At 71.1% G+C, this 26,587-nt stretch carries 26 protein-coding genes; 14 read left to right on the top strand and 12 right to left on the bottom strand.

The genetic code is table 11. The annotated features are described in order from the left end of the window. Both L615_RS20520 and L615_RS20515 read right to left on the bottom strand, forming a co-directional pair. Positions 1-1,125 (bottom strand): DUF3556 domain-containing protein (locus L615_RS20520; protein ID WP_186449958.1); only part of this gene is annotated, 1,125 nt, incomplete at its 3' end. A gap of 1 nt (position 1,126) precedes the next feature. Then, positions 1,127-2,593, bottom strand: a complete 1,467-nt coding sequence (locus L615_RS20515) for a class I adenylate-forming enzyme family protein (RefSeq protein ID WP_145726314.1) — start codon at positions 2,591-2,593, stop codon at positions 1,127-1,129. Positions 2,594-2,787: 194 nt separating this feature from the next. Between L615_RS20515 and L615_RS20510 the strand changes: the two genes are divergently transcribed. From L615_RS20510 to L615_RS20495, 4 genes are all read left to right on the top strand, one after another. Then, positions 2,788-4,077 carry a CdaR family transcriptional regulator gene (locus L615_RS20510; RefSeq protein WP_145726313.1) on the top strand — a complete coding sequence of 430 codons (1,290 nt, stop codon included), beginning with the start codon at positions 2,788-2,790 and terminating at the stop codon, positions 4,075-4,077. Positions 4,078-4,209: 132 nt separating this feature from the next. After that, positions 4,210-4,515 (top strand): rhodanese-like domain-containing protein, encoded by a 306-nt coding sequence (locus tag L615_RS20505; protein WP_028655476.1) that lies wholly within the window; start codon positions 4,210-4,212, stop codon positions 4,513-4,515. Positions 4,516-4,518: 3 nt separating this feature from the next. Next, complete coding sequence (locus tag L615_RS20500) at positions 4,519-5,925, top strand: MBL fold metallo-hydrolase (protein WP_145726312.1); 1,407 nt, start codon at positions 4,519-4,521, stop codon at positions 5,923-5,925. Between the two features lies 1 nt (position 5,926). Next, positions 5,927-6,745, top strand: a complete 819-nt coding sequence (locus L615_RS20495) for a sulfite exporter TauE/SafE family protein (RefSeq protein WP_145726311.1) — start codon at positions 5,927-5,929, stop codon at positions 6,743-6,745. Positions 6,746-6,769: 24 nt separating this feature from the next. On the opposite strand, the gene L615_RS24475 is transcribed toward L615_RS20495, so the two are convergent. Further along, positions 6,770-6,895, bottom strand: coding sequence for a hypothetical protein (locus L615_RS24475; RefSeq protein WP_261376795.1), 126 nt, complete (start codon positions 6,893-6,895; stop codon positions 6,770-6,772). Positions 6,896-7,012: 117 nt separating this feature from the next. Here L615_RS24475 and L615_RS20490 point away from each other — a divergent pair, with 117 nt between their 5' ends. The 5 genes from L615_RS20490 to ppsA are packed head-to-tail and all read left to right on the top strand — an operon-like array spanning position 7,013 to position 13,218. Next, a complete protein-coding gene (locus L615_RS20490) occupies positions 7,013-7,843 on the top strand; it encodes a (Fe-S)-binding protein (protein ID WP_261376794.1) in 831 nt (276 codons plus the stop codon). Further along, positions 7,840-9,288 (top strand): LutB/LldF family L-lactate oxidation iron-sulfur protein, encoded by a 1,449-nt coding sequence (locus L615_RS20485; RefSeq protein WP_222430642.1) that lies wholly within the window; start codon positions 7,840-7,842, stop codon positions 9,286-9,288. Before L615_RS20490 ends, L615_RS20485 begins: the two co-directional genes overlap by 4 nt. Next, positions 9,285-9,935: a lactate utilization protein C gene (locus L615_RS20480; RefSeq protein ID WP_028655479.1), complete on the top strand. Its 651-nt coding sequence runs from the start codon at positions 9,285-9,287 to the stop codon at positions 9,933-9,935. The genes L615_RS20485 and L615_RS20480 overlap by 4 nt, the downstream gene beginning before the upstream one ends. Further along, positions 9,932-10,846, top strand: coding sequence for a pyruvate, water dikinase regulatory protein (locus L615_RS20475; RefSeq protein WP_145726310.1), 915 nt, complete (start codon positions 9,932-9,934; stop codon positions 10,844-10,846). The genes L615_RS20480 and L615_RS20475 overlap by 4 nt, the downstream gene beginning before the upstream one ends. Then, positions 10,843-13,218, top strand: a complete 2,376-nt coding sequence (ppsA, locus tag L615_RS20470) for a phosphoenolpyruvate synthase (RefSeq protein ID WP_145726309.1) — start codon at positions 10,843-10,845, stop codon at positions 13,216-13,218. Before L615_RS20475 ends, ppsA begins: the two co-directional genes overlap by 4 nt. Before the next feature lie 86 nt (positions 13,219-13,304). Here the strand turns inward: ppsA and L615_RS20465 are convergent, their stop codons facing one another. Both L615_RS20465 and L615_RS20460 read right to left on the bottom strand, forming a co-directional pair. After that, the gene (locus tag L615_RS20465) at positions 13,305-13,754 is read right to left on the bottom strand and encodes a hypothetical protein (RefSeq protein WP_145726308.1); all 450 of its coding nucleotides are present in this window, start codon (positions 13,752-13,754) and stop codon (positions 13,305-13,307) included. 7 nt (positions 13,755-13,761) lie between these two features. Next, entirely contained in the window at positions 13,762-14,106 is a 345-nt protein-coding gene (locus tag L615_RS20460; RefSeq protein ID WP_145726307.1) for a hypothetical protein, read from the bottom strand. A gap of 356 nt (positions 14,107-14,462) precedes the next feature. Here L615_RS20460 and L615_RS20455 point away from each other — a divergent pair, with 356 nt between their 5' ends. Then, positions 14,463-15,986, top strand: a complete 1,524-nt coding sequence (locus tag L615_RS20455; protein ID WP_145726306.1) for a malate:quinone oxidoreductase — start codon at positions 14,463-14,465, stop codon at positions 15,984-15,986. A 108-nt stretch (positions 15,987-16,094) separates the two neighbouring features. Beyond that, positions 16,095-16,295: a hypothetical protein gene (locus L615_RS20450; protein WP_145726305.1), complete on the top strand. Its 201-nt coding sequence runs from the start codon at positions 16,095-16,097 to the stop codon at positions 16,293-16,295. 335 nt (positions 16,296-16,630) lie between these two features. On the opposite strand, the gene L615_RS20445 is transcribed toward L615_RS20450, so the two are convergent. The 5 genes from L615_RS20445 to L615_RS20430 all read right to left on the bottom strand — a co-directional run bounded on the left by L615_RS20445 (position 16,631) and on the right by L615_RS20430 (position 20,275). Beyond that, positions 16,631-16,945 (bottom strand): hypothetical protein, encoded by a 315-nt coding sequence (locus L615_RS20445; protein WP_145726304.1) that lies wholly within the window; start codon positions 16,943-16,945, stop codon positions 16,631-16,633. Positions 16,946-17,050: 105 nt separating this feature from the next. After that, on the bottom strand, positions 17,051-17,173 hold the full coding sequence (locus L615_RS24470; protein WP_261376793.1) for a hypothetical protein: 123 nt from the start codon (positions 17,171-17,173) through the stop codon (positions 17,051-17,053). Between the two features lie 201 nt (positions 17,174-17,374). Further along, entirely contained in the window at positions 17,375-18,526 is a 1,152-nt protein-coding gene (locus L615_RS20440) for a hypothetical protein (protein ID WP_145726303.1), read from the bottom strand. Further along, complete coding sequence (locus L615_RS20435) at positions 18,516-18,959, bottom strand: hypothetical protein (RefSeq protein WP_145726302.1); 444 nt, start codon at positions 18,957-18,959, stop codon at positions 18,516-18,518. The genes L615_RS20440 and L615_RS20435 overlap by 11 nt, the downstream gene beginning before the upstream one ends. Positions 18,960-18,973: 14 nt before the next feature. Then, positions 18,974-20,275, bottom strand: a complete 1,302-nt coding sequence (locus L615_RS20430; RefSeq protein WP_186449957.1) for a hypothetical protein — start codon at positions 20,273-20,275, stop codon at positions 18,974-18,976. A 304-nt stretch (positions 20,276-20,579) separates the two neighbouring features. Between L615_RS20430 and L615_RS20425 the strand changes: the two genes are divergently transcribed. The 3 genes from L615_RS20425 to katG all read left to right on the top strand — a co-directional run bounded on the left by L615_RS20425 (position 20,580) and on the right by katG (position 24,961). Beyond that, positions 20,580-22,025 carry an APC family permease gene (locus L615_RS20425; protein ID WP_145726300.1) on the top strand — a complete coding sequence of 482 codons (1,446 nt, stop codon included), beginning with the start codon at positions 20,580-20,582 and terminating at the stop codon, positions 22,023-22,025. 1 nt (position 22,026) lies between these two features. Next, the gene (locus tag L615_RS20420; protein WP_028655485.1) at positions 22,027-22,500 is read left to right on the top strand and encodes a universal stress protein; all 474 of its coding nucleotides are present in this window, start codon (positions 22,027-22,029) and stop codon (positions 22,498-22,500) included. Positions 22,501-22,648: 148 nt separating this feature from the next. Continuing rightward, the gene (gene katG, locus L615_RS20415; RefSeq protein WP_145726299.1) at positions 22,649-24,961 is read left to right on the top strand and encodes a catalase/peroxidase HPI; all 2,313 of its coding nucleotides are present in this window, start codon (positions 22,649-22,651) and stop codon (positions 24,959-24,961) included. A 76-nt stretch (positions 24,962-25,037) separates the two neighbouring features. Here katG and L615_RS20410 read toward each other — a convergent pair whose 3' ends face one another. Together L615_RS20410 and L615_RS20405 are read right to left on the bottom strand one after the other, a co-directional pair. After that, positions 25,038-25,367 carry a hypothetical protein gene (locus L615_RS20410; protein ID WP_028655486.1) on the bottom strand — a complete coding sequence of 110 codons (330 nt, stop codon included), beginning with the start codon at positions 25,365-25,367 and terminating at the stop codon, positions 25,038-25,040. A gap of 40 nt (positions 25,368-25,407) precedes the next feature. After that, on the bottom strand, positions 25,408-26,514 hold the full coding sequence (locus L615_RS20405) for a glycosyltransferase family 4 protein (RefSeq protein WP_051485719.1): 1,107 nt from the start codon (positions 26,512-26,514) through the stop codon (positions 25,408-25,410). Positions 26,515-26,587 lie beyond the last annotated feature (73 nt).

Genomic DNA, 26,587 nt, shown 5'->3' with positions numbered 1-26,587 from the left:
CGCGGTGAAGCCGTCACCGATGCCGCACCACAGCACGATCGCGATATAGCCGAAGTACACGTTCCACTCGAGCGGGACCGCCAGCGGGAACGTGGAGGTGATGAAGAGGTGGAAGACCAGCATCGCGACCGCACCCACGGCAGCGACCGTCGGGCTGGTGGTGAGCAGGAGGACCACCGGGATGAGGATCTCGAGCGTGGTGCCTCCGACGTGCGCCATGAACCACGCGCCGCGGCTGGGGCGCAGGTCGTCCGGGGCGTTGCGGTAGTGCAGCTTCTTGATCCAGCCGAGCTGGCCGGGGCTGTTCGACACCATGGGCGGGACGACGTTGACGAAGTGCTCGCCCACCTTGGAGATGCCGGCGCCGATCCACACCACGCAGATGATGATCTTGAAGACCACGACGAGGTCGACGAAGTCGGCCGGGTCGCTGGAGGACAGCACGACCGCGCCGAGCACGGCGGAGAAGAACATGATCGGGTAGTACTGCTCCGACCTGGCGGCCAGGAAGACCACCTTGTCGCGCAGGCCCATCAGGGGCATGACCACCAGGATGGGCAGGAAGGCGGCGGGCGGCACGAGCTCCTGCGGCCCCGTTCCCAGCGGGACCGCGTCGACCTCCACCGCGGGCAGCGCCAGCGGGACGACGAGGCTGGCCAGGACGGCCCCGTACAGCACCACGTCCGCCACCGTCCGGACGTCGCCACCCGTGAGCGGGACCCGGCCCGCCCAGGGGGCCATCCGGACGGTGCCGGGCCGCAGCCAGTAGCGGATGKTGCCCACCATGGGGACGAAGTGCCCGCACAGCGGCCCGAACGTGCCGCCCAGGCCGACGACCTCGAGGAGCATCAGCCAGATCGCCAGCTTCTGGTAGACCACGATGTTGTCGAACCAGGTGCCGGGGTCGGTCAGGTGGACGTACTCGGTGGTCAGCGACGTGATCGCCAGGCCGACGGCGAAGTAGAGGCCCAGCATCTTCAGGATGTAGACGACGTGGAGGACCCGGGGGGTCCCGAAGCCGTCGAGGACCCAGTTGGTCGTCAGGACGCGGACCCGCTCCAGGAAGGGCAGCGCGAAGAACTCGGCCGGCTCCATCGGCGGAGGCGAGGGGTTGATGAAGCCCATGTCAGGCCTCCGCCATCTGTGCCCGCAGCCGGGGCTTGTCGATCTTGCCCACGGGGTTCTTGGGGATCTCTGCCAGCAGGTGGATGCGGGCCGGGACCTTGACCTTGGTGAGCTGCTCGGCGCAGTGGGCGCGGAGCTCGTCCTCGCCGACCTCCGTGCCGGGGCGGGCCGAGACGTAGGCAACCGGGATCTCGCCGTACGTCGCGTCGGGTGCGCCGACGACCGCCGCCTCCAGCACCACCGGGTGCGCGTAGAGGACGGCCTCGATCTCCTTGGGGTAGATGTTCTCGCCGCCGCGGATGATCATGTCCTTGATCCGGTCGACGATGGTCAGGTAGCCGTCCTCGTCGAGCACCCCGACGTCGCCGGTGTGCAGCCAGCCGTCGCCCAGCACCTCGGCCGTGGCCGACGGGTTGTTCAGGTAGCCCTGCATCACCGTCGGCCCCTGGATGACGACCTCTCCCCGCTCGCCCGCAGGCAGCAGGTTGCCGTCCGGGTCCATCACGGCGACCGTCTGCCCGGGCAGGGCGATGCCGACCGTGCCGGCCTTGCGAGGACCGTCGACGGGGTTGGCCGTGGAGGCGCACGTGCCCTCGGACAGGCCGTAGCCCTCGACCACCGGGAAGCCGAACCTGCTCTCGACCGCAGCCAGGAGGTCGGCCGGGGCGGGGGCCGCGCCGCAGATCCCGACCCGGACCGACGAGGTGTCGGCCTCGACCTCGGCCGGCAGGGAGACCAGGACCTGGTAGATCGTCGGGACGGCCGAGAAGTACGTCGGCCTCAGCCGGGCGACCTGCTCGAGGAAGCCCGTCGGGTGGAAGCGCTCGAGCAGGGAGACCTGCGCACCGTTGCGCAGGGGCGTCAGCACGCTCACGCAGATCGCGTTGACGTGGAAGAGCGGCAGGACCAGGAGGCAGTGGTCGTCCGGCGTCACCCGCAGCGCCTCGCCCATCGACGCGGTCATCGCGTCGATGTTCGCGTGGCTCAGCATCACACCCTTGGGCCGTCCCGTGGAACCGCTGGTGTAGATGAGCAGCGCCAGGTCGCTGGCCCGGGTGGCCGGCGCCGGCACGGCGCCGGGGGCGCCCTCGGGGCGCAGGCGGAGCTGGTCGGCCAGGAGGGCGGGTCGACCAGCGGTCGGTGCGCCGTCCTGCCCCACGACGACGACCGTCGCGTCCGCGTCGGCGATCTGGTACTCGGCCTCGTTGGCCGTGAAGGTGGGGTTGACGGGCGTCGCTGCCGCGCCCAGGCGCCACGCGGCCATCATCGCCACGAGGAGCTCGACCCGGTTCGGCAGCATGATCGCCACGACCGAGCCCGTGCCGACACCCCGCTCGGCGAGCTGCTCGGCGGCTCCCTCGACACGCTCGGCGAACTCGGCGTAGGTCAGCTCGACCCGCTCGTCGCGCACGCAGGGACGGTCGGAGTACGCGGCCGGGCGCGTCCAGGGCAGGTAGTCCAGGGTCATGGTCAGCTCCGTGGTCAGGGATCGGGCGAAGGCTGACGCTAGGGACTGACCGACCGCGCCGACTTGTGCTGGCGGTACGAAACGCAGGCCACATTTCGGATGCGTGGCACCGGGAAGCCCGTGGCACAATCCGGGGTCGCTGGCCCGGTAGTCCACATCAGGTCGCACACCAGATCGCGAGGAGCGAGGTAGCCATGGCTCTGCGTCCGTCCCCCGACGGGGCGATCGACCCCCGGGTCGACCGACAGGTCCAGCAGGTGGGCGCCCTGCTGGCCGGCCACCTGCCCGACATCGCCAGCGCCATCTACGCCGACCTGACCAACCGGGTCACCCACCTGAAGGGCGACCCCGTCATCGAGGAGCTGCTGCTGGCCAGCACGCTCGGCAACCTCGAGAACGTCGCCCACCTCATCCAGGGCCACACCCAGCCGGAGGACATCCAGCCGCCCGCCCCTGCGGTGGAGTACGCCCGGCGCCTGGCCCAGCGCGAGGTCCCCCTCGGCGCCTTGCTGCGCGCCTACCGGCTCGGGCAGCGGCAGTTCATCGACTGGGCCAACGACCAGCTGACGAGGCTCGAGGACGACGCCGACCTTGCCTACGCAGCGTCCCGGGAGCTGACGACCTTCGGCTTCGAGTACATCGACCGGGTCTCCGAGGCCCTGGTCGAGGTCTACCAGGTCGAGCGCGACCTGTGGCTGGCCAACCGGAACACGGTCCGGCTGGAGGTCGTGGAGAAGCTGGTCGCAGGACAGCCCGTCGACGTCGGCGCTGCGGAGGCCGCGCTCGGGCACCGACTGCGCCAGCACCACCTCGGAGTCATCGTGTGGCGCGCACAGCCGGACACCCGTATGGCTGGCGACCTCGACCAGGTCGTGGACGCCATCGCCCGGAGCACCTCCGGGACGGGCAGACCGCTCGTCATCCCGCAGGACACCGGGACAGCGTGGGCCTGGATCCCCCTGGGCCGCCAGACGTCCACGCCGTCACCCTCCGCCGTGGCTGCCGCCGTGGAGGCGTGCGGCCCCGGCGTCCGGGCGGCCCTCGGCGTCACCTCAGCAGGGGAAGGTGGCTTCCGCACCTCGATCCTGGATGCCCGGAGGGCACACGAGGTCGCGATGGTCGCCGGCGGCCACGCCCGGGCCGTGACGTCGTACGACGACCCCGAGGTGCGCACGGCCTGGCTCCTCACCCAGGACCTGGAGAGCACGCGCCGCCTGGTGGCGTCGTCACTCCGGGGCCTCGCCGAGGACTCGGAGGGCGCCGAGCGGCTCCGGGCGACCCTGCACGCCTTCCTGCGAGCCGCAGAGAGCTACGTGGTCACCGCCGAGCGGCTCCACCTGCACAAGAACACTGTTCGTTACCGCGTCGCCAAGGCGCTCGAGAGCCGCGGGGTCCCCCTGACCGAGGACAGGCTGGAGCTCGAGCTCGCCCTGGTCGCCGCCCACCACCTCGGCCCGAGGGTCCTCCAGGCACCGGGCGACTGACGGCACGGCTCGATCGTCACATCGCCGCGCACCAAGGGGAGACTAACCCCCCGGGGGGTTGTGCTACTGTTGCCGAAGGATCCCCCCGGGGGGATCACGGCCTTTGCTGGAGCCACGAAGGAGAATCCACCCATGCGCGAGATCGACATCGACCAGCTCGCAGACGCGATCGACGGCGGTGCCGTGGTCGTGGACGTGCGCGAGACCAGCGAGTACGCCGATGGGCACGTGCCCGGCGCGCGCAACATCCCGATGGGCCAGCTGCCCGGGCGCCTCGACGAGCTCGACCGCTCCGCCGTCGTGCACGTGGTCTGCGCGAGCGGCAACCGCAGCTCCGCGATGACCGACGTGCTCGTGGCGCAGGGCTTCGACGCCGTCAACGTGGCCGGCGGGACCCGCGCCTGGATCAGCTCCGGACGCCCGGTCGAGCAGGGCTGAGCGATGACCACGCCGTCCTCCCCCGCCGACCTGACGATCGTCCCGATCGAGACGCCGACGCTCGGCGACCGCAGCTACCTGGTCCACGACGGCGACGTCGCCTTCGTCGTCGACCCGCAGCGCGACATCGACCGCGTCACGGACCTGCTGGCCGAGCACGGCGTGCGGCTGACGCACGTCCTCGAGACCCACATCCACAACGACTACGTCACCGGCGGCTTCGCGCTGGCCCGGGCGACCGGTGCGGCGTACCTGGTGAACGCGGCCGACGACGTGTCCTTCGAGCGGACCCCGATCAGCGACGGCGACGTCGTCGAGGTCGGCGACCGCATGCGCCTGACCGCCCTCGCGACGCCGGGCCACACGTTCACCCACCTCTCCTACGCGCTGCGCGACCTCGGTCCGGAGGCCGACTCCCCCGGGCGCGACGTCGGCGTCTTCTCCGGCGGCTCGCTGCTCTTCGGTGCGACGGGACGTCCCGACCTCCTCGGGCCGGAGCACACCGACGAGCTGGTCCGCCACCAGCACGCCTCGGCCCACCGCCTGGCCGAGCTGCTCCCGGACGACGCCGGCGTCTTCCCGACGCACGGCTTCGGCTCCTTCTGCAGCGCGACCCAGTCCGACGCCACGTCGTCGACCATCGGCCGCGAGAAGCAGGCCAACCCGGTCCTGACCCAGGACGAGGAGACCTACGTCCGCGAGCTGCTCGCCGGGCTCGGCGCCTGGCCGGCGTACTACGCCCACATGGCGCCCGCCAATGCCGCCGGCCCGGCTGCGCCCGACCTCAGCCCGCCCGCGCTGGCCGACGCCACCGACCTGCGGCGTCGCGTCGAGGCCGGCGAGTGGGTCGTCGACCTGCGCAACCGCACCGTGTTCGCCGCCGGCCACGCCGCCGGAACGCTCAACTTCGGCCTGGACGGCTCGTTCGCGACCTACCTCGGCTGGCTGGTGCCGTGGGGCACGCCGATCACGCTGCTGGGCGAGACCGCCGAGGACGTCGCCGAGGCGCAGCGCGAGCTCGTCCGGATCGGCATCGACCGACCCGCGGCCCACGCCACCGGCGGCCCCGAGGACTGGAGCACCCGGGCACCGGTCAGCTTCCCGACCGCGACCTTCGCCGACCTGGCCCAGGTTCGCCACCACCGCGACGTCGTGGTCCTCGATGTCCGCCGCGCCGACGAGCACGCCGCGGGCGCCATCGACGGCGCCGAGAACGTCCCCCTGCACGAGCTGTGGAACCGCATCGACGAGGTCCCGGCCGGCGAGGTCTGGGTGCACTGCGCGAGCGGCTACCGCGCCTCGATCGCTGCGTCCATGCTGCACGCGCGGGGGCGGACGACGGTGGCGGTCGACGACAGCTTCGCCGACGCCGCCGCGGCGGGCCTGGACCTGGTGGGGCCCGAGTCCTGACATGACCCTCGTCCTCGCCGTCGTCGCGGGAGCGCTCATCGGGCTCAGCCTGGGCTCCCTCGGCGGAGGCGGATCGATCCTGGCGGTGCCGGTCCTGGTCTTCCTCCTCGACCAGGGCCCCACCCAGGCGACGACCGGGTCCCTGGTCGTCGTGGGCGTCACGGCGCTGACCGGTGCCGTGGCCGCGGCTCGAGCGGGCCACGCGATGGTGGGACGCGGGGTCGTCTTCGGCCTCGTGGCCGTCGGCGGCGCCGTGCTCGGAGCACGCGCGTCGTCCCTCGTCGACGGGGACGTGCTGCTCGCCACCTTCGCGGCCCTGATGCTGCTGGTGGGCATCCTCATGGCCCTGCGGCAGCTGCGTCACCGCACCGGCCCCCAGCACGCGGCACGACCGACCCTCGACGACCCGATCATCACCTTCAGCCCGACCTTCGCGTGCGCCTGCCCGCGGGCCCTCAAGGTGCTCGTGACCGCGACGCTGGTCGGCCTGCTCACCGGGTTCCTCGGCGTGGGAGGCGGGTTCCTCGTCGTACCCGCCCTGGTGCTGGGCCTCGCCCTCCCGCTCCCCCACGCCGCCGGCACCTCGCTCGTGGTCATCACGATCACCAGCACCACCGCCCTCGCGGCCCGCGCGGGAGCCGGCACGAGCCCCGACTGGGGCCTCGTCCTCGTCCTCACTGCGTCCTCGGCCCTGGCCGCGGTCGCCGGCGCCCGCGTCGCGGCCCGGGTCGACGCTCGCGTGCTGTCCGGCGCCTTCACCGTGCTGGTGCTCGCCGTCGCCGCCTACACCGCCACCCGGGCGGTGCCCGCCCTCCTCTGAGCGCGCGTCGCCAGGTGGTGGTCGTCAGGTGGTGGGGGCGAGCGGGAGCGCGGCGAAGGACGAGCGGATGTGCTGGTCCACCCGGTCGGCGGCGAGCGCGCCGTCGCCGCCCTCGATGGCCGCGAAGATGCCACGGTGCTCGGTGAGCACGACCTGCGTCCGATCTGTCGGCCTTGACGCTGGGCCGAGGGCCACCCCACTGTCGATCGTGTGGCCCGACCACAGGATGGCCAGCCAACGAATCGCCGACGACCCTCGGGAGGTCCCGTGACTTCGCTCCCCGGCAGCGGCCTGCGCGTCGCGCTGTTCGCCACCTGCTTCAACGACACGATGTGGCCCGAGACGCCCAGGGCGGTGGTGACGGTCCTCGAGCGGCTCGGTGTGAGCGTCGACTTCCCGCTCGAGCAGACCTGCTGCGGGCAGATGTTCACCAACACGGGCTACGCCCGCGAGGCGCTGCCGCTGGTCGAGCGCTTCGCCGACGTCTTCGAGGAGTACGACGCCGTGGTGGCTCCCTCGGGCTCCTGCGTCGGCAGCGTGCGGCACCAGCACGCCGGGGTCGCGCGGGGCTGCGGCCGGCCGGCGCTGGCCGACCGTGCGACGGCGGCGGCCGGGAAGGTCTACGAGCTCAGCGAGCTGCTAATCGACGTCCTGGGGGTGACCGACGTGGGCGCGACCTTCCCGCACCGGGTGACCTACCACCCGACCTGCCACTCGCTGCGGATGCTGCGCGTGGCCGACAAGCCGCTGCGGTTGCTGCGCGAGGTGCGCGGCATCGAGCTGGTCGACCTGCCCGAGGCCGAGGAGTGCTGCGGCTTCGGCGGCACCTTCGCGATGAAGAACTCCGACACCTCGGTGGCGATGGGGGCCGACAAGGCCCAGCACGTCCGCGAGACCCGCGCCGAGGTCCTGGTCGCCGGTGACAACAGCTGCCTCGCCCACATCGGCGGCCTGCTCACCCGCCAGCGCTCCGGCACCCGTGTCATGCACCTGGCCGAGGTGCTGGCGTCCACCGAGCGCGACTTCGCCGCCGCGAACGAGCTCGGCGGTCCGCCGTACGCGGCCGGTGCGCGCGACGGCAGGGAGGCGACGGCATGAGCGGCACCTTCCTCGGCATGCCGTCGTTCCAGGCCGCGGCAAAGGAGGCGCTGGGCAACGCCCAGCAGCGGCGCAACCTCGAGCACGCCACCCGCACGATCCGCGGCAAGCGGGCGCAGGTCGTCGCCGAGCTCGATGACTGGGAGGGCCTGCGGCGTACGGCCGCGGCGATCAAGGACAACGTCCTCACCCACCTCGACTCCTACCTGCTGCAGCTGGAGGAGTCGCTCACCCGCGCCGGCGCGACGGTGCACTGGGCGTCCGACGCCGAGGAGGCCAACCGGATCATCACCGGCCTGGTCCGGGCGACGGGTACCGACGAGGTCGTCAAGGTCAAGTCGATGGCGACCCAGGAGATCGGCCTCAACGAGGCGCTCGAGGAGGCCGGCATCCGTGCGTGGGAGACCGACCTGGCCGAGCTGATCGTCCAGCTGGGGCACGACCGTCCCAGCCACATCCTGGTGCCGGCCGTCCACCGCAACCGCGCGGAGATCCGCGAGATCTTCCTGCGCGAGATGGGCCAGGTCGGCGCGCCTCCCCCGGCCGTCCTCACCTCCGACCCGCGCGAGCTCGCGGAGGCGGCGCGGGTGCACCTGCGCGAGAAGTTCCTGCGCGCGAGGGTCGCCGTCTCGGGGGCGAACTTCGCCGTCGCCGACACCGGCACCCTCGTGGTGGTGGAGTCGGAGGGCAACGGCCGGATGTGCCTCACCCTGCCCGAGACGCTGATCAGCGTCGTCGGCATCGAGAAGGTGGTGCCGCGCCTGGAGGACCTCGAGGTCTTCCTGCAGCTCCTGCCGCGCAGCTCCACCGGGGAGCGGATGAATCCCTACACGTCCACGTGGACGGGCGTCACCCCCGGCGACGGGCCGCAGGACGTGCACGTCGTGCTGCTCGACAACGGCCGCACGGACGCGCTCGCCGACAGCGTCGGGCGGCAGGCCCTGCGCTGCATCCGCTGCTCGGCGTGCCTCAACGTCTGCCCCGTCTACCAGCGCGTCGGCGGCCACGCCTACGGCTCGGTCTACCCCGGCCCGATCGGCGCGATCCTCAACCCGCAGCTGCGCGGGACGACCAGCGAGGTCGACCAGTCGCTGCCCTACGCGTCGTCGCTGTGCGGCGCGTGCGGCGACGTCTGCCCGGTGGGGATCGAGATCCCCGACCTCCTCGTCCACCTGCGCACCCGGGTCGTCGACGAGCACCGCGGCGGCGTCCCGTCCGGCGAGCAGCTCGCCATGAAGGGCGCCGCGTGGCTCTTCGCCGACCACCGGCGCTGGGAGAAGGCGCAGAAGGGCGCCGAGCTCGGCGGTCGGGTCCTCGGGGGCAAGGACACCATCGGCCGCCTGCCGGGCCCGCTGGCGGCCTGGAGCGATGCCCGCGACGCCCCGACCCCACCTGCGGAGACCTTCCGGACGTGGTGGAAGCGGGAGAAGGGAGGCCGGCGATGAGCAGCCGCGCAGCGATCCTCGGCAGGGTCAGCGCCGCCCTGGCCGGCGCCGACCGGGTGCCCCCGCCCCGGCAGGAGTACGGCGCTCCGGCCGCCGTGCCCGACGTCGTCGGCCTGTTCGTCGAGCGGGTCGAGGACTACCGCGCCGTCGTCGAGCAGGTCGCACCGCAGGAGCTCGCCGCCGCCGTGGCCCGCGCGCTGGGCGGGACCGACCGGGTCGTCGTACCCCCGGGGCTGGAGGGGGCGTGGCTCTCCGCGCTCGACGGGGCCGAGGTGCTCGTCGACGACGGGGACCTCTCCCCCGACGACCTGGACCGGTGCGGCGCGGTCGTCACCGCAGCGGCCGTCGGCATCGCCACGACTGGCACGATCGTGCTCGACCACCGACCCGACCAGGGCCGCCGGGCGCTGTCGCTGGTGCCCGACCTGCACGTGTGCGTGGTGCGGGAGTCACAGCTCGTCGGCGACGTCCCCGAGTCGGTCACGCTGCTGCGCGCCGCCGTCGACGCCGGCCGTCCGTCGACGTGGATCAGCGGTCCCTCGGCGACCAGCGACATCGAGCTGGAGCGGGTCGAGGGCGTCCACGGTCCGAGAACCCTGCACGTGCTGCTCGTCCGTGACGGGGACGGTCTACAGTCACCGGCATGACGACGGCCGGCAGGGCGAACCGCGGGGCTGCGGACGACGTGGTGCCGGTGTTCTTCCTGTCCGACAGCACCGGGATCAGCGCGGAGACGATGGGCAACGCGCTGCTCATCCAGTTCCCCGAGCTGCGCTTCGAGCGGACCGTCATCCCGTTCATCTCCACCGTCGAGGACGCGCGCGAGGTGGTCGCCCGCCTCGACCGGGCGCTGGACGAGAGCCCCCGCACCCCGCTGGTGTTCACGACGGCGGCGAGCGACGAGGTCCGGCTCGAGCTGCAGCGCACCCGCTGCCCGGTCATCGACTTCTTCGACATGCACATGCAGCGGGTGGAGTCGATCCTCGACACCCGCGGCGTGCGGCTGCCCGCACGGCTGCACGGCGTGGGCGACGTCCAGCGCTACAACAGCCGGATGCAGGCGATCGAGTACGCAATCGAGCACGACGACGGGCAGAGCCTGCGCAGCCTGGAGAAGGCCGACGTGATCCTCGTGGCGCCCTCGCGCTGCGGCAAGACGCCGACGTCGATGTACCTCGCCCTGCAGCACGGGCTGTTCGTCGCGAACTACCCGATCGTCGAGGACGACCTCGACCACACCGACCTGCCGCGTCCCGTCCGGCACCTGCGCGAGCGGTGCTTCGGGCTCACCACCTCCCCGCAACGCCTCGCAGCGGTGCGCGAGGAGCGCCGGCCCGGGTCGCGCTACGCCTCCCTCGAGCAGTGCACCTTCGAGCTGCGCCGCACCGCCGAGATGTTCCGGCGCCACGACCTCCCGGTCGTCGACTCCTCGACCAAGTCGGTCGAGGAGATCTCGACGATCATCCTGCAGCGGCTGAAGACCATGAAGGCACTGCCACCGTCGGTCGCGCGTCCACCGAGCTCACCCGTCCCCGGAACCCCGAGGAGTCGTCCATGACCCAGTCCCCCTACGTCCGCCCGTTCGCCGAGCTCGGCATGGCCGACCTCGAGCAGGTCGGTGGCAAGAACGCCTCCCTGGGCGAGATGGTCAGCAACCTGTCCTCGCTGGGCGTCAGCGTGCCCGACGGCTTCGCGACGACGGTCGAGGCGTTCCGGCGCTTCATCGGCGACACCGGGCTGGCCGAGGAGATCTCCAGCGCGTTGAAGGGGCTGGACCCCGAGGACACCCTCGAGCTGGCCCGCGTCGGCCGCTCGTTGCGCCAGTCGGTGGCCGCGCAGGCTTTCCCGCCCGAGGTCGAGGCCGACATCCGGGCGGCGTACGAGCGCCTCGTGGACGGCCGCGAGGGCGTCTCCTTCGCGGTGCGCTCCAGCGCGACCGCCGAGGACCTGCCCGACGCCTCCTTCGCGGGCCAGCAGGAGACCTTCCTCAACATCACCGGCATCGACGGGGTGCTGCAGGCGGTCCGCGAGGTGTTCGCCTCGCTCTACAACGACCGGGCGATCGCCTACCGCGTGCACCACGGCTTCGACCACGACGAGGTCGGCCTGTCCGCCGGCGTGCAGCAGATGGCGCGCTCCGACGTCGGTGCGTCCGGGGTCATGTTCACGATGGACACCGAGTCCGGCTTCGACGACGCAGTGTTCGTGACGTCGTCGTACGGCCTGGGCGAGGCCGTCGTGCAGGGCGCCGTGAACCCCGACGAGTTCTACGTCTACAAGCCCGCCCTGCGCGCCGGGCGCCCCGCGATCCTCAAGCGCGGCGTGGGCTCGAAGGCCACCAAGATGGTCTACACCGACGACGCGTCGGTCGGCCGGACCACTGCCTTCGTCGACACCGACCCCTCCGAGCGCGGGCTGCTCAGCCTCACCGACGCCGAGGTCGAGGAGCTGGCCCGGCACGCCCTCGTCATCGAGGAGCACTACGGCCGGCCGATGGACATCGAGTGGGCCAGGGACGGCGTCGACGGCCGGCTCTACATCCTCCAGGCCCGCCCGGAGACGGTCATGTCGCGCGCCGGCGTGCAGCAGCGCTTCCGGATGAAGGACACCGGAACCGTCGTCGTGGAGGGCCGCGCGATCGGCCAGAAGATCGGCGCCGGCCCGGTGCGGGTGCTGACCTCGGTCGACCAGATGCACGAGTTCGTGCAGGGCGAGGTGCTCGTCGCCGACATGACCGACCCCGACTGGGAGCCGATCATGAAGCGCGCCTCCGCCATCGTCACCAACCGCGGCGGGCGCACCTGCCACGCGGCGATCATCGCCCGCGAGCTCGGCATCCCCGCCGTCGTCGGCACCGGCGGCGCCACCCGCGAGCTCACCGACGGCCGCGACGTCACCGTCTCGTGCGCGGAGGGCGACACCGGCTTCGTGTACGACGGCCGGCTGGACTTCTCCGTCGAGGAGACCGAGCTGTCCGCGATGCCGGACGTGCCCACGAAGATCATGATGAACGTCGGCACGCCGGAGCAGGCCTTCGCCTTCGCCCGGCTTCCCCACTCCGGCATCGGGCTGGCCCGCCTGGAGTTCATCATCAACCGCCAGATCGGCATCCACCCCAAGGCGCTGCTCGACCACGCGTCGCTCGAGGAGCCGTTGCGCTCGGAGATCGCGGAGGCGACCAAGGCCTACGCGAGCCCGCGGGAGTTCTTCGTGCGCCGAGTCGCCGAGGGCGTGTCGATGCTCGCGGCGGCCTTCGCCCCCGAGCCGGTGATCGTGCGGATGAGCGACTTCAAGTCCAACGAGTACGCCAACCTCGTCGCGGGCGAGCTCTACGAGCCGCACGAGGAGAACCCGATGATCGGCTACCGCGGGGCGTCGCGGTACCTCTCGGCGGACTTCGCGGACTGCTTCGCGATGGAGGCCGAGGCGCTGAGGTACGTGCGCGACGAGATGGGCCTGACCAACGTCAAGGTCATGATCCCGTTCGTGCGGACCCTCGCCGAGGCGGACGGGGTCATCGCGCTCCTCGCCGAGCACGGCCTGGTCCGTGGGGAGAACGGCCTCGAGGTCGTGATGATGTGCGAGGTCCCGTCCAACGCGATCCTGGCCGACGAGTTCCTCGAGCGCTTCGACGGCTTCTCCATCGGCTCCAACGACATGACCCAGCTGACCCTCGGCGTCGACCGCGACTCCGCGCTCGTCGCCGGCTCGTTCGACGAGCGCGACCCGGCCGTGCTGTTCATGCTCGAGCGCGCGATCGAGGCGTGCCGCAAGGCCGGCAAGTACGTCGGCATCTGCGGCCAGGGCCCCAGCGACCACCCCGACCTCGCGCAGTGGCTGCTGGAGCGGGGCATCACGTCGATGTCGCTCAACCCCGACACGGTCGTCGACACCTGGCTGGCGCTCGCCGAGACGGGCCGGCACGGCTGACGGGACTGACGGGACTGACGGGCTGACCGGGGCGACGGACGGCTCCGAGGCGCGGCCGGCGGGTGCCGGCCGCGGCTCAGCCGGCGTCAGGAGTCGCGCTCGCCGATCGCGGCGACGACGAGTCGGACCCGGTCGTCGTCGTACTCGAGCTGCAGGTAGTCCGGCCCGACCTCGAACCGGTCGGACGCCTCCTGCTGCCAGACCGGCTCGCCGAAGCGGGCCCGGACCTCGGCCCGGGTGGCGGTCGCGGACAGCCCGTCGATGAGCTGGTCCGGGCGCGGGTAGACGCCCCACTCCTCGCGCGGCTGGGTGCCGATGAACACGGCGACCAGCTGCTGGTGGGAGAACATGAACTCGGTGCCGCTGGAGCGGGCGGCGAGACGGAAGACGACGTTGCCGTCGGCCTCGGTGTGCTCGAGGGTGTCGGTGGTCGGGCCGGGCAGGTCGAGCACCGCGTCGAGGGCGGGGTCGTCGGGACCCATGCCGAGGGCGCCCAGGTAGGCCTGGATCTCGCCCGTTGCCGTCGTGGTCGTCATGGCGACCTCACTGGCCCGGCGCGCTGCGCATCAGCGTGACGTCCGCGACCCGGTCGTCGACGTAGCCGAAGCGGACGAAGACGCCGTCGACGCTGAACCGGTCGGAGGCAGCGGTGGACTTGACCGGCGTGCCGAACCTCGCGAGGACCTCGTCCCGCGCCGCGGTCCCCGACAGCCCCTCGACCAGCGCGTCCGGCGCGGCGTAGGCCCCGTGCTCGTCGTCGGCGACGGTCTGCACGATGACGGACTGCAGGACGTCCTCCTCGAAGATGAACTCGGCGGACTTCTGCTCGGCGGTGTAGTAGGTCCGCTTCGTCGGTCCGACCTGGAACTCGCTGCGCTCGGTCGGCAACCCGACGAGGGTCAGCGCGTCGAGGACCTCGCGGTCCTCGAGGGGTGGCCCAGCGCTGTGATCATCACGCCGAGGTCGCCGGTGATGTTCATCCGATGCCTCGACCCCTGTTCATGTCGACGAGTCCCGAGATGGCCTCGCGGACCTCGTCCTGCGAGTAGCCGTTCTGCAGCACCGACGCTATCCGATCCCTGGAGTCGAGCGCCTCCTCCCGGGCCCTCTGGGGGTCTGCTCGGTCCGCCTGCGATCCACGCCGGTGGCGCTGCCCCACGCCGAGTGTGCCGACCGTGCGGGGTGTGACGTGCGTCAAATAATCGGGGGTGCCGGGACCCCCCGCTGCTTGTGAATGATTTCCCATGCTGGATAACAGGACGGTGCACACCTCTGTAGCGCAGCCGCCCGCGGAGCAGACCACCGACGTGCTCCTCATCGGCGGCGGGATCATGAGCGCCACCCTCGCCTCCCTCATCGCCGAGCTCGAGCCGACCTGGTCGATCCGGGTCCTCGAGCGGCTCGACCGCCCCGCGCGGGAGAGCTCGAACCCGTGGAACAACGCGGGCACCGGCCACGCCGCCCTCTGCGAGCTGAACTACACGCCGCAGGCCGAGGACGGCACGGTCGACATCTCCAAGGCCGTGACCGTGAACGAGCAGTTCGCGGTCTCGCGCCAGCTGTGGTCCTTCCTCGTGGAGGCGGGCCGGATCCCGGACCCCGAGGCCTTCATCCACGCGACCCCGCACATGAGCTTCGTCTGGGGCGAGGAGAACGTCGCCTACCTGCGCGAGCGCCACGCCCTGCTGTCGGCGCACCCGCTGTTCGAGGGCATGGAGTACTCCGAGGACCCGGCGCAGATCGCGCAGTGGGCCCCGCTGCTGGGCGCCGGGCGCACCGGCGACGAGCCGATCGCGGCGACGTACTCCCCCGAGGGCACGGACGTCGACTTCGGCGCGCTCACCGAGCTGCTGCTGCAGTCGGTCGCCGACCGCGGCGCGAGCATCGACTACGACGCGCACGTCAAGCTCGTCCACCGCACCATGGACGGCACCTGGCACGTCATGGGCAAGCAGGGTGGCGAGAAGTTCCACCACCGCGCCCGCTTCGTGTTCGTCGGCGCCGGTGGACAGGCGCTGACGCTGCTGCAGAAGTCGCGGATCCCCGAGATCAAGGGCTTCGGCGGCTTCCCCGTCAGCGGCGAGTTCCTGCGCACCAGCAACCCCGACGTGGTGGCCCGCCACCACGCCAAGGTCTACGGCAAGGCCGCGGTCGGCGCTCCCCCGATGTCGGTGCCGCACCTCGACACCCGCGTCGTGGACGGCAAGCCCAGCCTGATGTTCGGCCCGTACGCCGGCTTCAGCCCCCGCTTCCTCAAGCACGGCTCGCTGCTCGACCTGTTCCGCTCGCTGCGCGGGCACAACATCGTGCCGATGATCCGCGCCGGCCTCGCGAACATCCCGCTGACGGTCTACCTGGTCACCCAGCTGCTCGCGTCGGCGAAGAAGAAGTTCACCGAGCTGAAGGCCTTCTTCCCCGACGCCGACCCCGCCGACTGGGAGAAGATCACCGCCGGCCAGCGGGTCCAGGTGATCCGCCCCGACGGCGTGCTGCAGTTCGGCACCGAGGTGATCACGCACCGCGACGGCACGATCGCGGGCCTGCTGGGCGCCTCTCCGGGCGCCTCGACCGCGGCCCCGATCATGCTCGAGGTCCTCGAGCGCTGCTTCCCTGAGCGCTGGGAGGCCTGGCAGCCGCAGCTGCGGGAGATCGTGCCGAGCCACGGCAGCGCACTCTCGGACGACCCGGACTTCGCCCGCGAGGTCCGCGACCGCACCGCGAAGGTGCTCGGCCTGGACGCCGACGCCGCTGTGCGGGGCGCTGCCTGAGCCCCACCTGCCTGGCGCGCCCGGTATGAGCGGGCGCGCCACGGGGTAACTCCCGGTCCCCTCGGCGCGGCGTCCCACCGCGCCCTCTGCCGGCCCGAGGAGCGCACCATGTACTTCGACACCAAGCCCTGCCAGGTGTGCGGCTCCCAGGTCGAGCTGCGGGCGGGCGGCCCCGAGAGAGCCGACCTGTCCGAGCCGGTCGGTCCGGCCGACGGCGTCGTCGGCGACGGCGACTCCACCCCGGACGAGCGGGTCTGCACCAACGCCGACYGCCCGACCAACCAGGCGGGCAGCAGCGACCAGCCCTGAGGCCAGGTCCGGCTCGGCTGCGCCGGCGCTCAGGCTCCTCCGTCGCGACGGCCGCCACGGCGGGGGGCCCCCCGGCTTTCTGACTGGCATGGCGGCGGCCCCGCTGACGCGTGGTCCGCGGCGCCTGCTCACGGAGGTCGTGCTCGATCTCGCGGGCGCGACGGCGCTCGAACAGCAGGATCGCCAACGCGATGCCCAGCATCACGACGACGGTGAGGACGAGCCCGAAGAGGTCCATGCCCGGGCGGTACCCAGCACCGCCGCGAGCACCGGTCACAGGGTGGGCGCGATGAGCACCGGCGCCACGAGGAGCAGCGCGACCACCCAGGCCCGGATCACGGCCTGCTCGCAGCGGGCCACCGGACCCCGACGAGGGCGAGCAGCCCGAGGAGCGTGAGGAAGGGGATGAGCCACCAGAAGAAGCCCTGCCCGAGGAGGACGAGCTTGCCGAAGATCGGCAGGAAGCCGATGACCAGCAGCACCTCCCACCAGGACGCCTTCTGGGTGAGCTTTCCCTCGGCACCCGGGTGGGTCGCCTGCAGGTGCTCGAAGAACTCCCCCGTCGCCGCCTGGGACGCAGCGGCTGCGTCCTCGCCCCGGACGGTCGCCCGCCAGTCGCACGACCGGCACCAGACGTCGGCAGCACTCACCGCACCACCGTCCACCACCTGCGGACGGCTGTAGCGCCCGCGCACCCGCTCCACGTCAGCGACCCACCTGCGGTCCGAGCACCACCCGTCCCGGGTGGGGCCGGCTCAGTAGCAGGGCGCGCCCTCGCAGCACGGGCGGATGTAGCCGCAGCCGTCGCACCGCTCGTGGGAGGTCTCCCACCGCATCATCGTCTGGCAGTTGGGGCAGGGCTCGGTCAGGTCAGCCACGGACCCCAGCGTAGGTGGGGCGGCTCCGGCTGCGGCAGAGGCACGACGGTCGGCGCGCGTTCGCTGATCCGCCAGGTTCCATCGAACGCGGACTCCTCTCGTTGTTCCGAGAGGACCGAAGGACTTGTTCTCGGCACTAGGAATTAGGCTTGCCGACTTCCGACGGAGGCAGCTCCGGGTGCCTCACCCGGAGCAGGCCGATCAGGAGCGCAAGTCCCGCGTGGCGTTGTGAGCGGAGATCAGCGCCCTCAGCTCCGCTACGGGGGCCCGGGTCTTCGAGTGAACTAGAAGAGCGACCTGTTGCTGGGTGCTCTCCTCCGACTTCGCGATGGTCCCCAACAGGTTGTTGCCCGCGTGGTCGAGGACGGAGGCATCCGCGAAGTTCTGCTCCAGCTCCGCCAAACGGTCAGAGACGTCTTGGTACGACTTCCGGAAGTTGCCCTCGAGCTGCTTGTAGCGCCGCACCGCGTCGTAGTACTCCCTGCGACGGTCGCTGACTTCCTGCTGCTCCGCGTCCTTCGCCTCCTTGGCCTTCGCCGCTTCGGCGCGCTGGGCCTCGAGCTGCTTGGCTGCGGCGATCTTCTCCGCATGAGCTTCGGCGGCCCGCTGCTGCTCCGCTTCGAGCTGCTGTCGCCGCAGCTCTTCCTTCTTGCGAGCAGTCTCCGTCTTGGCCTGACGAACGGCACTACGTTGCTCGAGCAGCTCCTTCTTCTTCTGCTCCATCTCGCGTTGCGTCTCGGCCAGCCGCGCCTGGTGCTGCTCCTTGGCAGCGTTCTTCTCTTGCTGCCGCGCCTTCCGAGCAGCGGAACGCTCGCTCATCGCACCGTGGAACCCGCGGTTGAGCAGCACACTGTGGGTCGCTTCCTTCGCACCGATGCCCGCGATCAGATAGATGATCAACATGATCGGCGCGAAGACGACATCTGATTGCGCTACGTCGGCTCCCCACACTTCCACCAGCGTCTCGCCGTCGAACGAGTCCAGGTCGAGGATCGTTGCGCGGAAGAATCTCGCTGCCGCGATGGCCAGGCCGAGCGCGATCCACAGCGAGTAGTGCACAACCCTGTTGAAAGCACCGACGGGATGGCTCGATTCGCTGGCCTGCTTGTAGCCCAAGTGGATCATGAATGTCAGTCCCACGAGACCGACGCCGACGGACACGGCGGTGGCGGGCCAGAACTCGAGATCGAGCACCTCGCCGACCACCTCGTAGAGGAACGAGAGGTCGACGCAGGTGAAGGCGACCGACCCGATGAGGATCGCCAGCGCCACCCCGTACGGCATCTCGACGTGGTCGGACCTTCGGTCTCCGCCAGGCTCGCCACCGTGTGGGGACGTGTTCTCAAGCGCCACGGTGCGCCCCTTCCGTCGTGCCGGAACCCTTGAAGCGGGCCACACGCTCTCGAAGAGGATCAAGGGTCACCTTGTCCTCGGCCGGGAGGTCGGTGCGCGCGATCTTGGCGGCTGCCGCCAGCTTCTGTGCTGTCGCGTAGGCCTGCTCGAGGCGGTGCCGATCAGCACCGAGTGTGTTGATCTGGTTCTCGATCTCGCCCAGGAGGGCTGCGTTGGCCCCACTGATTCGTGCAAGCGCTCCGTGGTGCCCTGTGCTCAGCTCCGAGCGCAGGTGGTCGTAGCGCTCTGTGATGAACGGCAGGTACAGCTCGAAGGCCTCGCCGGAGAGGGTGCCCCTTCGAAGCTTTCGCTTGGCGTCCTTCAGGACGGCCCGCTGGATCTTCCGAACCCGTTTCTCGATGGCCTTGTTGTCGATGACCTTCTGCCTGCCCATGTGTCGTCCTTCGTTCAGCAGTCGGGATTGTCGCGGTCGATGGTGACCTTCACCATGCGATCCAGCTCGAGTCGGTCGGGGTCGTTGTGCGGACCAAATCCACGCCCCTCGGCGTGCAGCTTGGATCGGGCGACGCCCATGTCGGCGAGCGACCTGAGGACCGCCCGGGCGCGGTCACGCGAGAGCTTCATGCCCCCGCGGCTGATCTTCTCGGCTTGCGACGGGTTCGCGATGAACCCGGCGATGTTGATGCCGGTGACGTTCTGCGGGCTCCGGTTGTAGATGTCCACGATGCCCTGCAGCGCAGCACCTACCTTGTCAGCATCGACGTAACGCGCTTCGTCGCTGACGAACTCGATGGCGTCCTCGGTGAAGGTCCGGTCCAGCGGACCGCACTCTGTGTCCGTCGCATCCACGACAAACTCTGTCGATACCGGCGATCCAGTCAGGCTCCTGGTGTCGATCTCAACCCTGCCACCGAGCGCCTTGATGGCTTGCTCGTACACCTCGCGAACGATTCCACGCTGCTTCTCCGATAGCGGGTACTGCGGTTCGGCGGTGTCGCCCAGCCCCGAGAAGGACACCGTCACCCCTGCCAGGTATTGGGAGCCGTACTTGTCGGCCAGCTCCTCCACCGCCTCAGTCCGCCGGTTCTCGTTGGTGAGCAAGTTGTCGTGCGCGAAGTCGAGGTCGCCGGAATCACTGAGTCCTGACCCGACAACCAGGATGTTCGTCCCGGGATCCACGTTCTGGGCGGCAACGAGGATCGCCTCGAGGTAGTTCGCCCCATTGTCGGCAGGCGGCAAGCCTTTGAGGTGCTCCTGCAGCAGGCCAGCGTTCTTGCGGACGTCGCGCTTGGCTCGGGTGTCGTTCCGGCTGACGTCGACGAACGGCAGACCAAGGGATGCGAGCGGGACGACCTCCGGATGACCTGTCGCCGATACGAATGTGAAGGCCTCGAGGACCTCCTGCGCAGTCTCTCCCTTGTGGAGGAGCATCGTCGACTCGACGAGCTTGCTCACCTCGTGACCGAGCTGCGGCGCAGGACTGTTCTGCGTGTTGCCCAGCACCACAGCCAGCTGGCCGGTCGCCGGCACCGCGTAGGGGCGTGACAGCTGGACGACCTGCAGCGCCAGAGCAGCGCACACGGCGACGCCGGTCCACTTCGTGGCAGCGCCGAGGAACGACAACGTGCCGTAGGTGCGTCGCTCACTCCAGATCCGTCCGACGACGGCAAGCAGCGCTGCCACTGTCAGCAAGAGCACCACCAGACGTGGGGTGCTCGCCGACAGGTGATCGGACCAGTTGGCGAACAATACGAACCCTTTCTGCTGCCAATTAACCAAGCGCGGGGAGGCTACCGCCGGGGTCCGAGGCATTTCTGACTTTTCCGTCAGTTCAGTCGGTCGCGTGGGGGCTGATGGCGTCGAACCCGGCCCCGCCGGCGACTCGGGCGACATCGGGCTTGCTGTCAAGCATTGACATGCACATCTTCTGGGAACCCGGGCCAGTCGTCCGTCAGGCCTGACGCACGAACATTTCTGGTCGATCGGTCGTAATCATGTTTCCGGCGGTTCGGGGAACCGGGGAGTCGCACATCCCCCAGCTCCGGAGGCTGACATGACGTCGTCCCAGACCGCGGACCGGTCGAGTCCCGACGCGGAGGTGGAGCTCACCCGGAGCATCACCGGCCGCCTGCTCTTCTTCTACGTGCTCGGGGACGTCCTCGGCTCGGGCATCTACGTCCTCATCGGGTCGGTCGCCGGGGAGGTCGGCGGCGCGTTCTGGATCGCCTTCGCCGTCGGCGTCTCGGTCGCCGCGATCACCGGGCTCGCGTACGCCGAGCTCGCGACGAAGTACCCCAAGGCAGCGGGGGCAGCGCTCTACCTCTACAAGGCGTTCGGGAACCGGCCGCTGGCATTCCTCGTGACGGTGTCCTTCCTGTCCGCCAGCTTCGCTGCGGCGGGGTCGCTCTCGGTCGGGTTCGCGCGCTACTTCCTCGAGCTGTGGGACGTCCCGCCCGCGCTCCTGGTGGCGCTGCTCTTCCTGCTGGTGCTGACGATCATCAACTTCATCGGCATCACCGAGTCGGTCGTGGTCAACATGGTGATGACCATCGTCGAGCTCTCCGGCCTCGTCATCGTGGTCGGGATCGGGATCTGGTTCGTCGCCCAGGGCGACGCCGACTTCGGCCGGATCACCGAGTTCGAGACCACGACGACCCCGATCTTCGCGATCATCGCGGGCGTCGCGCTCGCCTTCTTCGCCATGACCGGCTTCGAGAACGTCGCCAACGTCGCGGAGGAGACGGTCGACCCGCAGCGCTCGTTCCCGCGGGCCCTCATCGGCGGCATGGTCGCTGCGGGCGTCATCTACGTGCTGGTCGCGATCACCGCGTCCCTGGTCGTCGGCGCCAAGGACCTCGCCGCGTCCGACGCCGCCCTGCTGGAGGTCGTGAAGGCGGACATCATCCCGGTGCCGCTGGGCTTCATGACGACGCTGTTCGCGATCATCGCGTGCATCGCGATCACCAACACGACCCTGGTCGCGGTGGTCACCCAGCCACGCATCCTCTACGGCATGGCTCGCGAGGACGTCGTCCCCGGCGTGTTCGCGAAGCTGCACCCCGGCCGCCGCAGCCCGTGGGTCGGGCTGATCTTCTCCGCGCTCGTCGTCGCCGCCCTGCTGGTCATCGGCACGCTGGTGGTCGAGGCCGGCGGCGGCATCGACCTGATCGCGCGGCTGGCGACGGTCACCGTCGTGCTGCTGCTCTTCATCTACTTCCTCGTGATCCTCGCGGCGCTCAAGCTGTCCGGCCAGGACGTCACCGACCAGACCTTCCGCGCGCCGCGGCCGCTGCTCTACGTCGGCCTGGTCGGCAACATCGTGCTGCTGGGGTACGTCGTCGTGGACGACCCGACGTCCGTGGTGTGGTGCGCGGGCCTGCTCGCCATCGGCGGGGTGCTGTTCCTCCTCGAGCACTTCTTCGGTCGCCGCAACCGTCCACCGACGGCCGCCCCGGGTGACCCGACGACCACCACGACCACCGGCGCGGAAGGAGCCTGACATGCACGTCCTCGTCACGACGGACGGCTCGCGCCAGTCCCTGCAGGCCGCCCGCACGTTCCTCGGCTTCGCCGACCCGACGAAGGTCACCGACGTGTCCGTGGTCGCCGTCGTCCGGCCGCTGTCCTCGGTCGCCTTCGCGGACGAGATCTCCGGCGCCTCCCCCGCCTCGTCCGGTCCCGAGCGCACCTTCCGCGCCGAGGCCGAGCGGGCCGTCGCCACGGTCGCCGCCGAGTTCGACGGCTGGGGCCCCAAGGTGCACCAGCGGATCCGCAGCGGCTCGCCGGCCAACGAGATCATCAAGGCGGCCCGCCAGCTCGGTGCCGGCCTGGTCGTCATCGCGGCGGGTGGTCGCGGGCTCAGCGAGTCGGTGCTGATGGGCAGCACGGCCCAGCGGGTCCAGCACTACGCGCCGTGCCCGGTGCTCGTCGTACGGCCGCAGCCGCGGGCGCGCAAGAAGGCGCCGAAGCGCTAGCCCGTTACATCCCGATCCCCGGGGTACCACGCTGCCGAGGCGGGCCTGGTCCTCGCGTGCTCCCTGCTGCCCGTTGCGCGGGTGCAGGGTGCAGGACGAGACTCCGGCTACGTGCACCAACCTCGAGACGAAGGACGGGAAGCGAACCATGACGTCGAGTGGCAACAACACACCCACGGACCCGCAGGGCTCGGAGCGCAAGGAGCAGGAGGGCTGCCCGGTCATGGGCGACTCGGCCCGCGCGAGCGGTAGCGAGAGCGAGAACCCGGCGATCCCGTCGCCGGAGCCGAAGGGGACGTCCCGGCCGCGGGGCAACCGCGACTGGTGGCCCAACCAGGTCGACTTGTCGGTGCTGCGCTCGAACCAGCCGGCGTCCGACCCGCTGCCGCCCGGCTTCGACTACGCCGCGGAGTTCGCCACGCTCGACGTCGAGGCCCTCAAGGCCGACGTGGTCGCCGTGCTGCGGGACTCCCAGGACTGGTGGCCGGCCGACTTCGGGCACTACGGCGGGCTGTTCATCCGGATGAGCTGGCACGCCGCCGGCACCTACCGCATCTACGACGGTCGCGGCGGCGCGAGCACCGGGCAGCAGCGCTTCGCCCCGCTCAACAGCTGGCCCGACAACGTCAGCCTCGACAAGGCGCGCCGGCTGCTGTGGCCGGTGAAGAAGAAGTACGGCCAGAAGGTCTCGTGGGCCGACCTGCTCGTGTTCGCAGGCAACGCGGCGCTGGAGGACATGGGCCTGCCGACGTTCGGGTTCGGGTTCGGCCGCCCCGACGTGTGGGAGCCGGAGGAGATCTTCTGGGGACCGGAGGACGCCTGGCTGGGCGACGAGCGCTACAGCGGAGAGCGCGACCTGGCCGAGCCGCTGGGCGCAGTCCAGATGGGCCTGATCTACGTCAACCCCGAGGGCCCCAACGGCAACCCGGACCCGCTCGCGTCGGCGCGCGACATCCGCGAGACCTTCCGCAGGATGGGCATGAACGACGAGGAGACGGTCGCCCTCATCGCCGGTGGCCACACCTTCGGCAAGACCCACGGCGCCGGTCCCGCCGACGCCGTCGGCCCCGAGCCCGAGGCGGCCCCGATCGAGAAGCAGGGCCTCGGCTGGGAGAACAGCCACGGCACGGGCAAGGGTGACGACACGATCACGTCGGGCCTCGAGGTCACCTGGACCTACCACCCGACGCGCTGGGACAACGAGTTCTTCCACATCCTCTTCAGCTACGACTGGGAGCTGATGGAGTCGCCGGCGGGCGCGAAGCAGTGGCGGCCGAAGAACGGCGCAGGCGCCGACCTGGTGCCGATGGCCCACGACCCGTCGAAGCACCGCGAGCCGCGGATGCTCACCTCGGACCTCGCCCTGCGCTTCGACCCGGAGTACGAGAAGATCTCGCGACGCTTCCACGAGCACCCCGAGGAGTTCACCGAGGCCTTCGCCAAGGCCTGGTACAAGCTGCTGCACCGCGACATGGGGCCGGTCGACCGCTACCTCGGACCGTGGGTGCCGGAGCCCCAGCCGTGGCAGGACCCGGTGCCGGCCGTCGACCACGAGCTGGTCGACGAGGCCGACGTCGAGACGCTCAAGGCGAAGGTGCTCGAGTCCGGGCTCGGCGTGCCCGAGCTGGTCCGCACGGCGTGGGCGTCGGCGTCCACCTACCGCAAGACCGACTACCGGGGCGGCGCGAACGGCGCCCGGGTCCGGCTGGCGCCGCAGAAGGACTGGGAGGTCAACGACCCGGAGGAGCTGCAGCGCGTCATCGGCGTGCTGGAGGGCATCCGCGACGAGTTCAACGCCGGCGGGTCCGGCAAGGCGGTCTCGCTGGCCGACCTGATCGTGCTGGCGGGCAACGCCGCGATCGAGAAGGCCGCGCGCGACGCCGGGGTCGAGGTCACCGCCCCCTTCCACCCGGGCCGCACCGACGCCAGCCAGGAGCTCACCGACGTCGAGTCCTTCTCCGTGCTCGAGCCGCGCGCCGACGCGTTCCGCAACTACGTCCGCCCGGGCGACAAGCTAGACCCGGAGGTGCTGATGGTGGAGCGGTCCTACCTGCTCGACCTGACGCCGCCGGAGATGACCGTCCTCGTCGGCGGGATGCGGGTGCTCGGCGCCAACCACGGCGGGACGCAGCACGGCGTGCTGACCGACCGCGTCGGCGTGCTGAGCAACGACTTCTTCGCCACGCTGCTCGACATGCGCACCGAGTGGCGCGTGTCGCGCGACCACGAGGGCGTCTACGAAGGTGTCGACCGTGCCAGCGGCGAGGTCGTGCACACCGCCACGGCGGTCGACCTCGTCTTCGGCCACAACTCCGAGCTGCGTGCGCTCGCCGAGGTGTACGCCGCCGATGACGCCACGGAGCGCTTCGTCCACGCCTTCGTGGACGCCTGGACCAAGGTCATGGAGGCCGACCGGTTCGACCTCGACCGCTCCGGCGCCCGGGGTCGTCACGTGGCCTGACCAGCGGCCGGCCGCACCCGAAGGACGGCGCGACGTGCCCAGCGCGTCGCGCCGTCCTGCTGCCCGGCCGGACCGGCTAGGGGCCGTTGTCGATCACGCCGAGCGCTGCGGTCACCACCCGCGCGGCGACCACGCCGGTCGTCCAGCCGATCAGCACCCCGGTGGCGGCGGCGGTGCCGAGGCCGGCCAGGGCCACGCCGATGCGGCGCGGCTCGGCAGCGAACCACCCGACCAGGCGCGCGGCGAGGACACAGGTCCGGGCGGTGGCGTGCCACAGCGCGGTCCCCACGGCGGCGAGGCCCCGGGCCAGCAGCGCCAGCAGCCGTCGCAGCCCGCCGGCGGGGTCGGCTCCCGACGAGCGCCGCGGGAGCTGGGGGATCCCGATCGGTTGCGTCGAGATCGTCATCGTTCCTCCTCTCAGACGTTCAGCAGGCCAGGTCTCCGGCTCAGGCGATCCGCGCGGTCGGCAGGTCGCGCAGGCCGCGGGTTCCGTCGACCAGGAGCTCGAAGACCCGCTCGTAGGAAGCTGCCATCACGGACAGGTCGAAGCGCTCGGCCGCGCTCCGGCGGCAGGCGACCGGCGACAGCGTGGTCGCACGCTCGAGGGCGCCGGCGAAGTCGGCCACGTGGTCGACGACCACGCCGGTGACGCCGTCCTCGATCACCTCCGGCACGCTCCCCCGGCCGATCGCGGCCACCGGCGTGCCGCACGCGAGGGCCTCGACCATCACCATGCCGAAGGGCTCGTCCCACTGGATCGGGAACGCGAGGCAGGCAGCGCGGGAGCACAGCTCGCGCTTGAGTGCCGCGTCGGCCTCCCCGACGTACTCCGCCGCGACGCCGTCGCGCTGGCCCAGCCGCGGACGCACCGCCTCCTCGAAGTAGGCCCGCTCCTCCGGCTCGTTGAGCTTGCCGGCGAGCACGATGCGGCGCCCGACGGCGCGGGCGGCGTCGATGGCGAGGTGGGCGCCCTTGTCGGCGCTGAACCGGCCGATCCACAGCACGTAGTCGTCCTTGCGCTCCACGTAGGGGAAGGACGCCACGTCGATGCCGTTGTGCACCACCCCGGCCCAGTTCAGCCGGGGGTTGAGCCGCTGCTGCGCCGCCGAGATCGCAACGACGTCGACGCTGGCACCGAGGGCCTCGAAGTACTGCCCGTTCGGCCCGAGCGCGGGTCCGTGCAACGTCGTGACCGTCGGGACCGCGCGGGAGCGGGCCAGGAGCGGCCCGGCGAGGCTGTGGTCGTGGACCAGGTCGACGTCGAGCTCCGCGAGCGCACCAGCGGCGACCGCCGCAGCCTGCACCTCGGGCATCGGGGTGCCGAGCAGCGAGGACGGCGGGACGTCGTAGACCTGGACGAAGTGCTGGGCGCGGGTGCGGTGCCGGCCCGAGGCGACGAGGGTGACCTCGTGACCCCGCTCGACCAGCTGGTCCACGAGCCCGGCGACGACGACCTCGGTGCCGCCGTAGCCCCGGGGCGGGAGCTCGAACCACGGCGGAGCCACGACGGCGATCCGCAGGGCGGCCGGCTGGGGCGAGACGGTCAGCGACATCCAGTGAACTCCTCCCTTGCTGGCGTCCACGACGCAGGTTTGCTGTAGTTCCAGTTGGGCTAAAATTACAAAT

Source organism: Nocardioides sp. J9 (genome assembly GCF_007829375.1).
Lineage (GTDB): Bacteria > Actinomycetota > Actinomycetes > Propionibacteriales > Nocardioidaceae > Nocardioides.
This window is presented reverse-complemented; position numbering and strand designations above follow the sequence as displayed.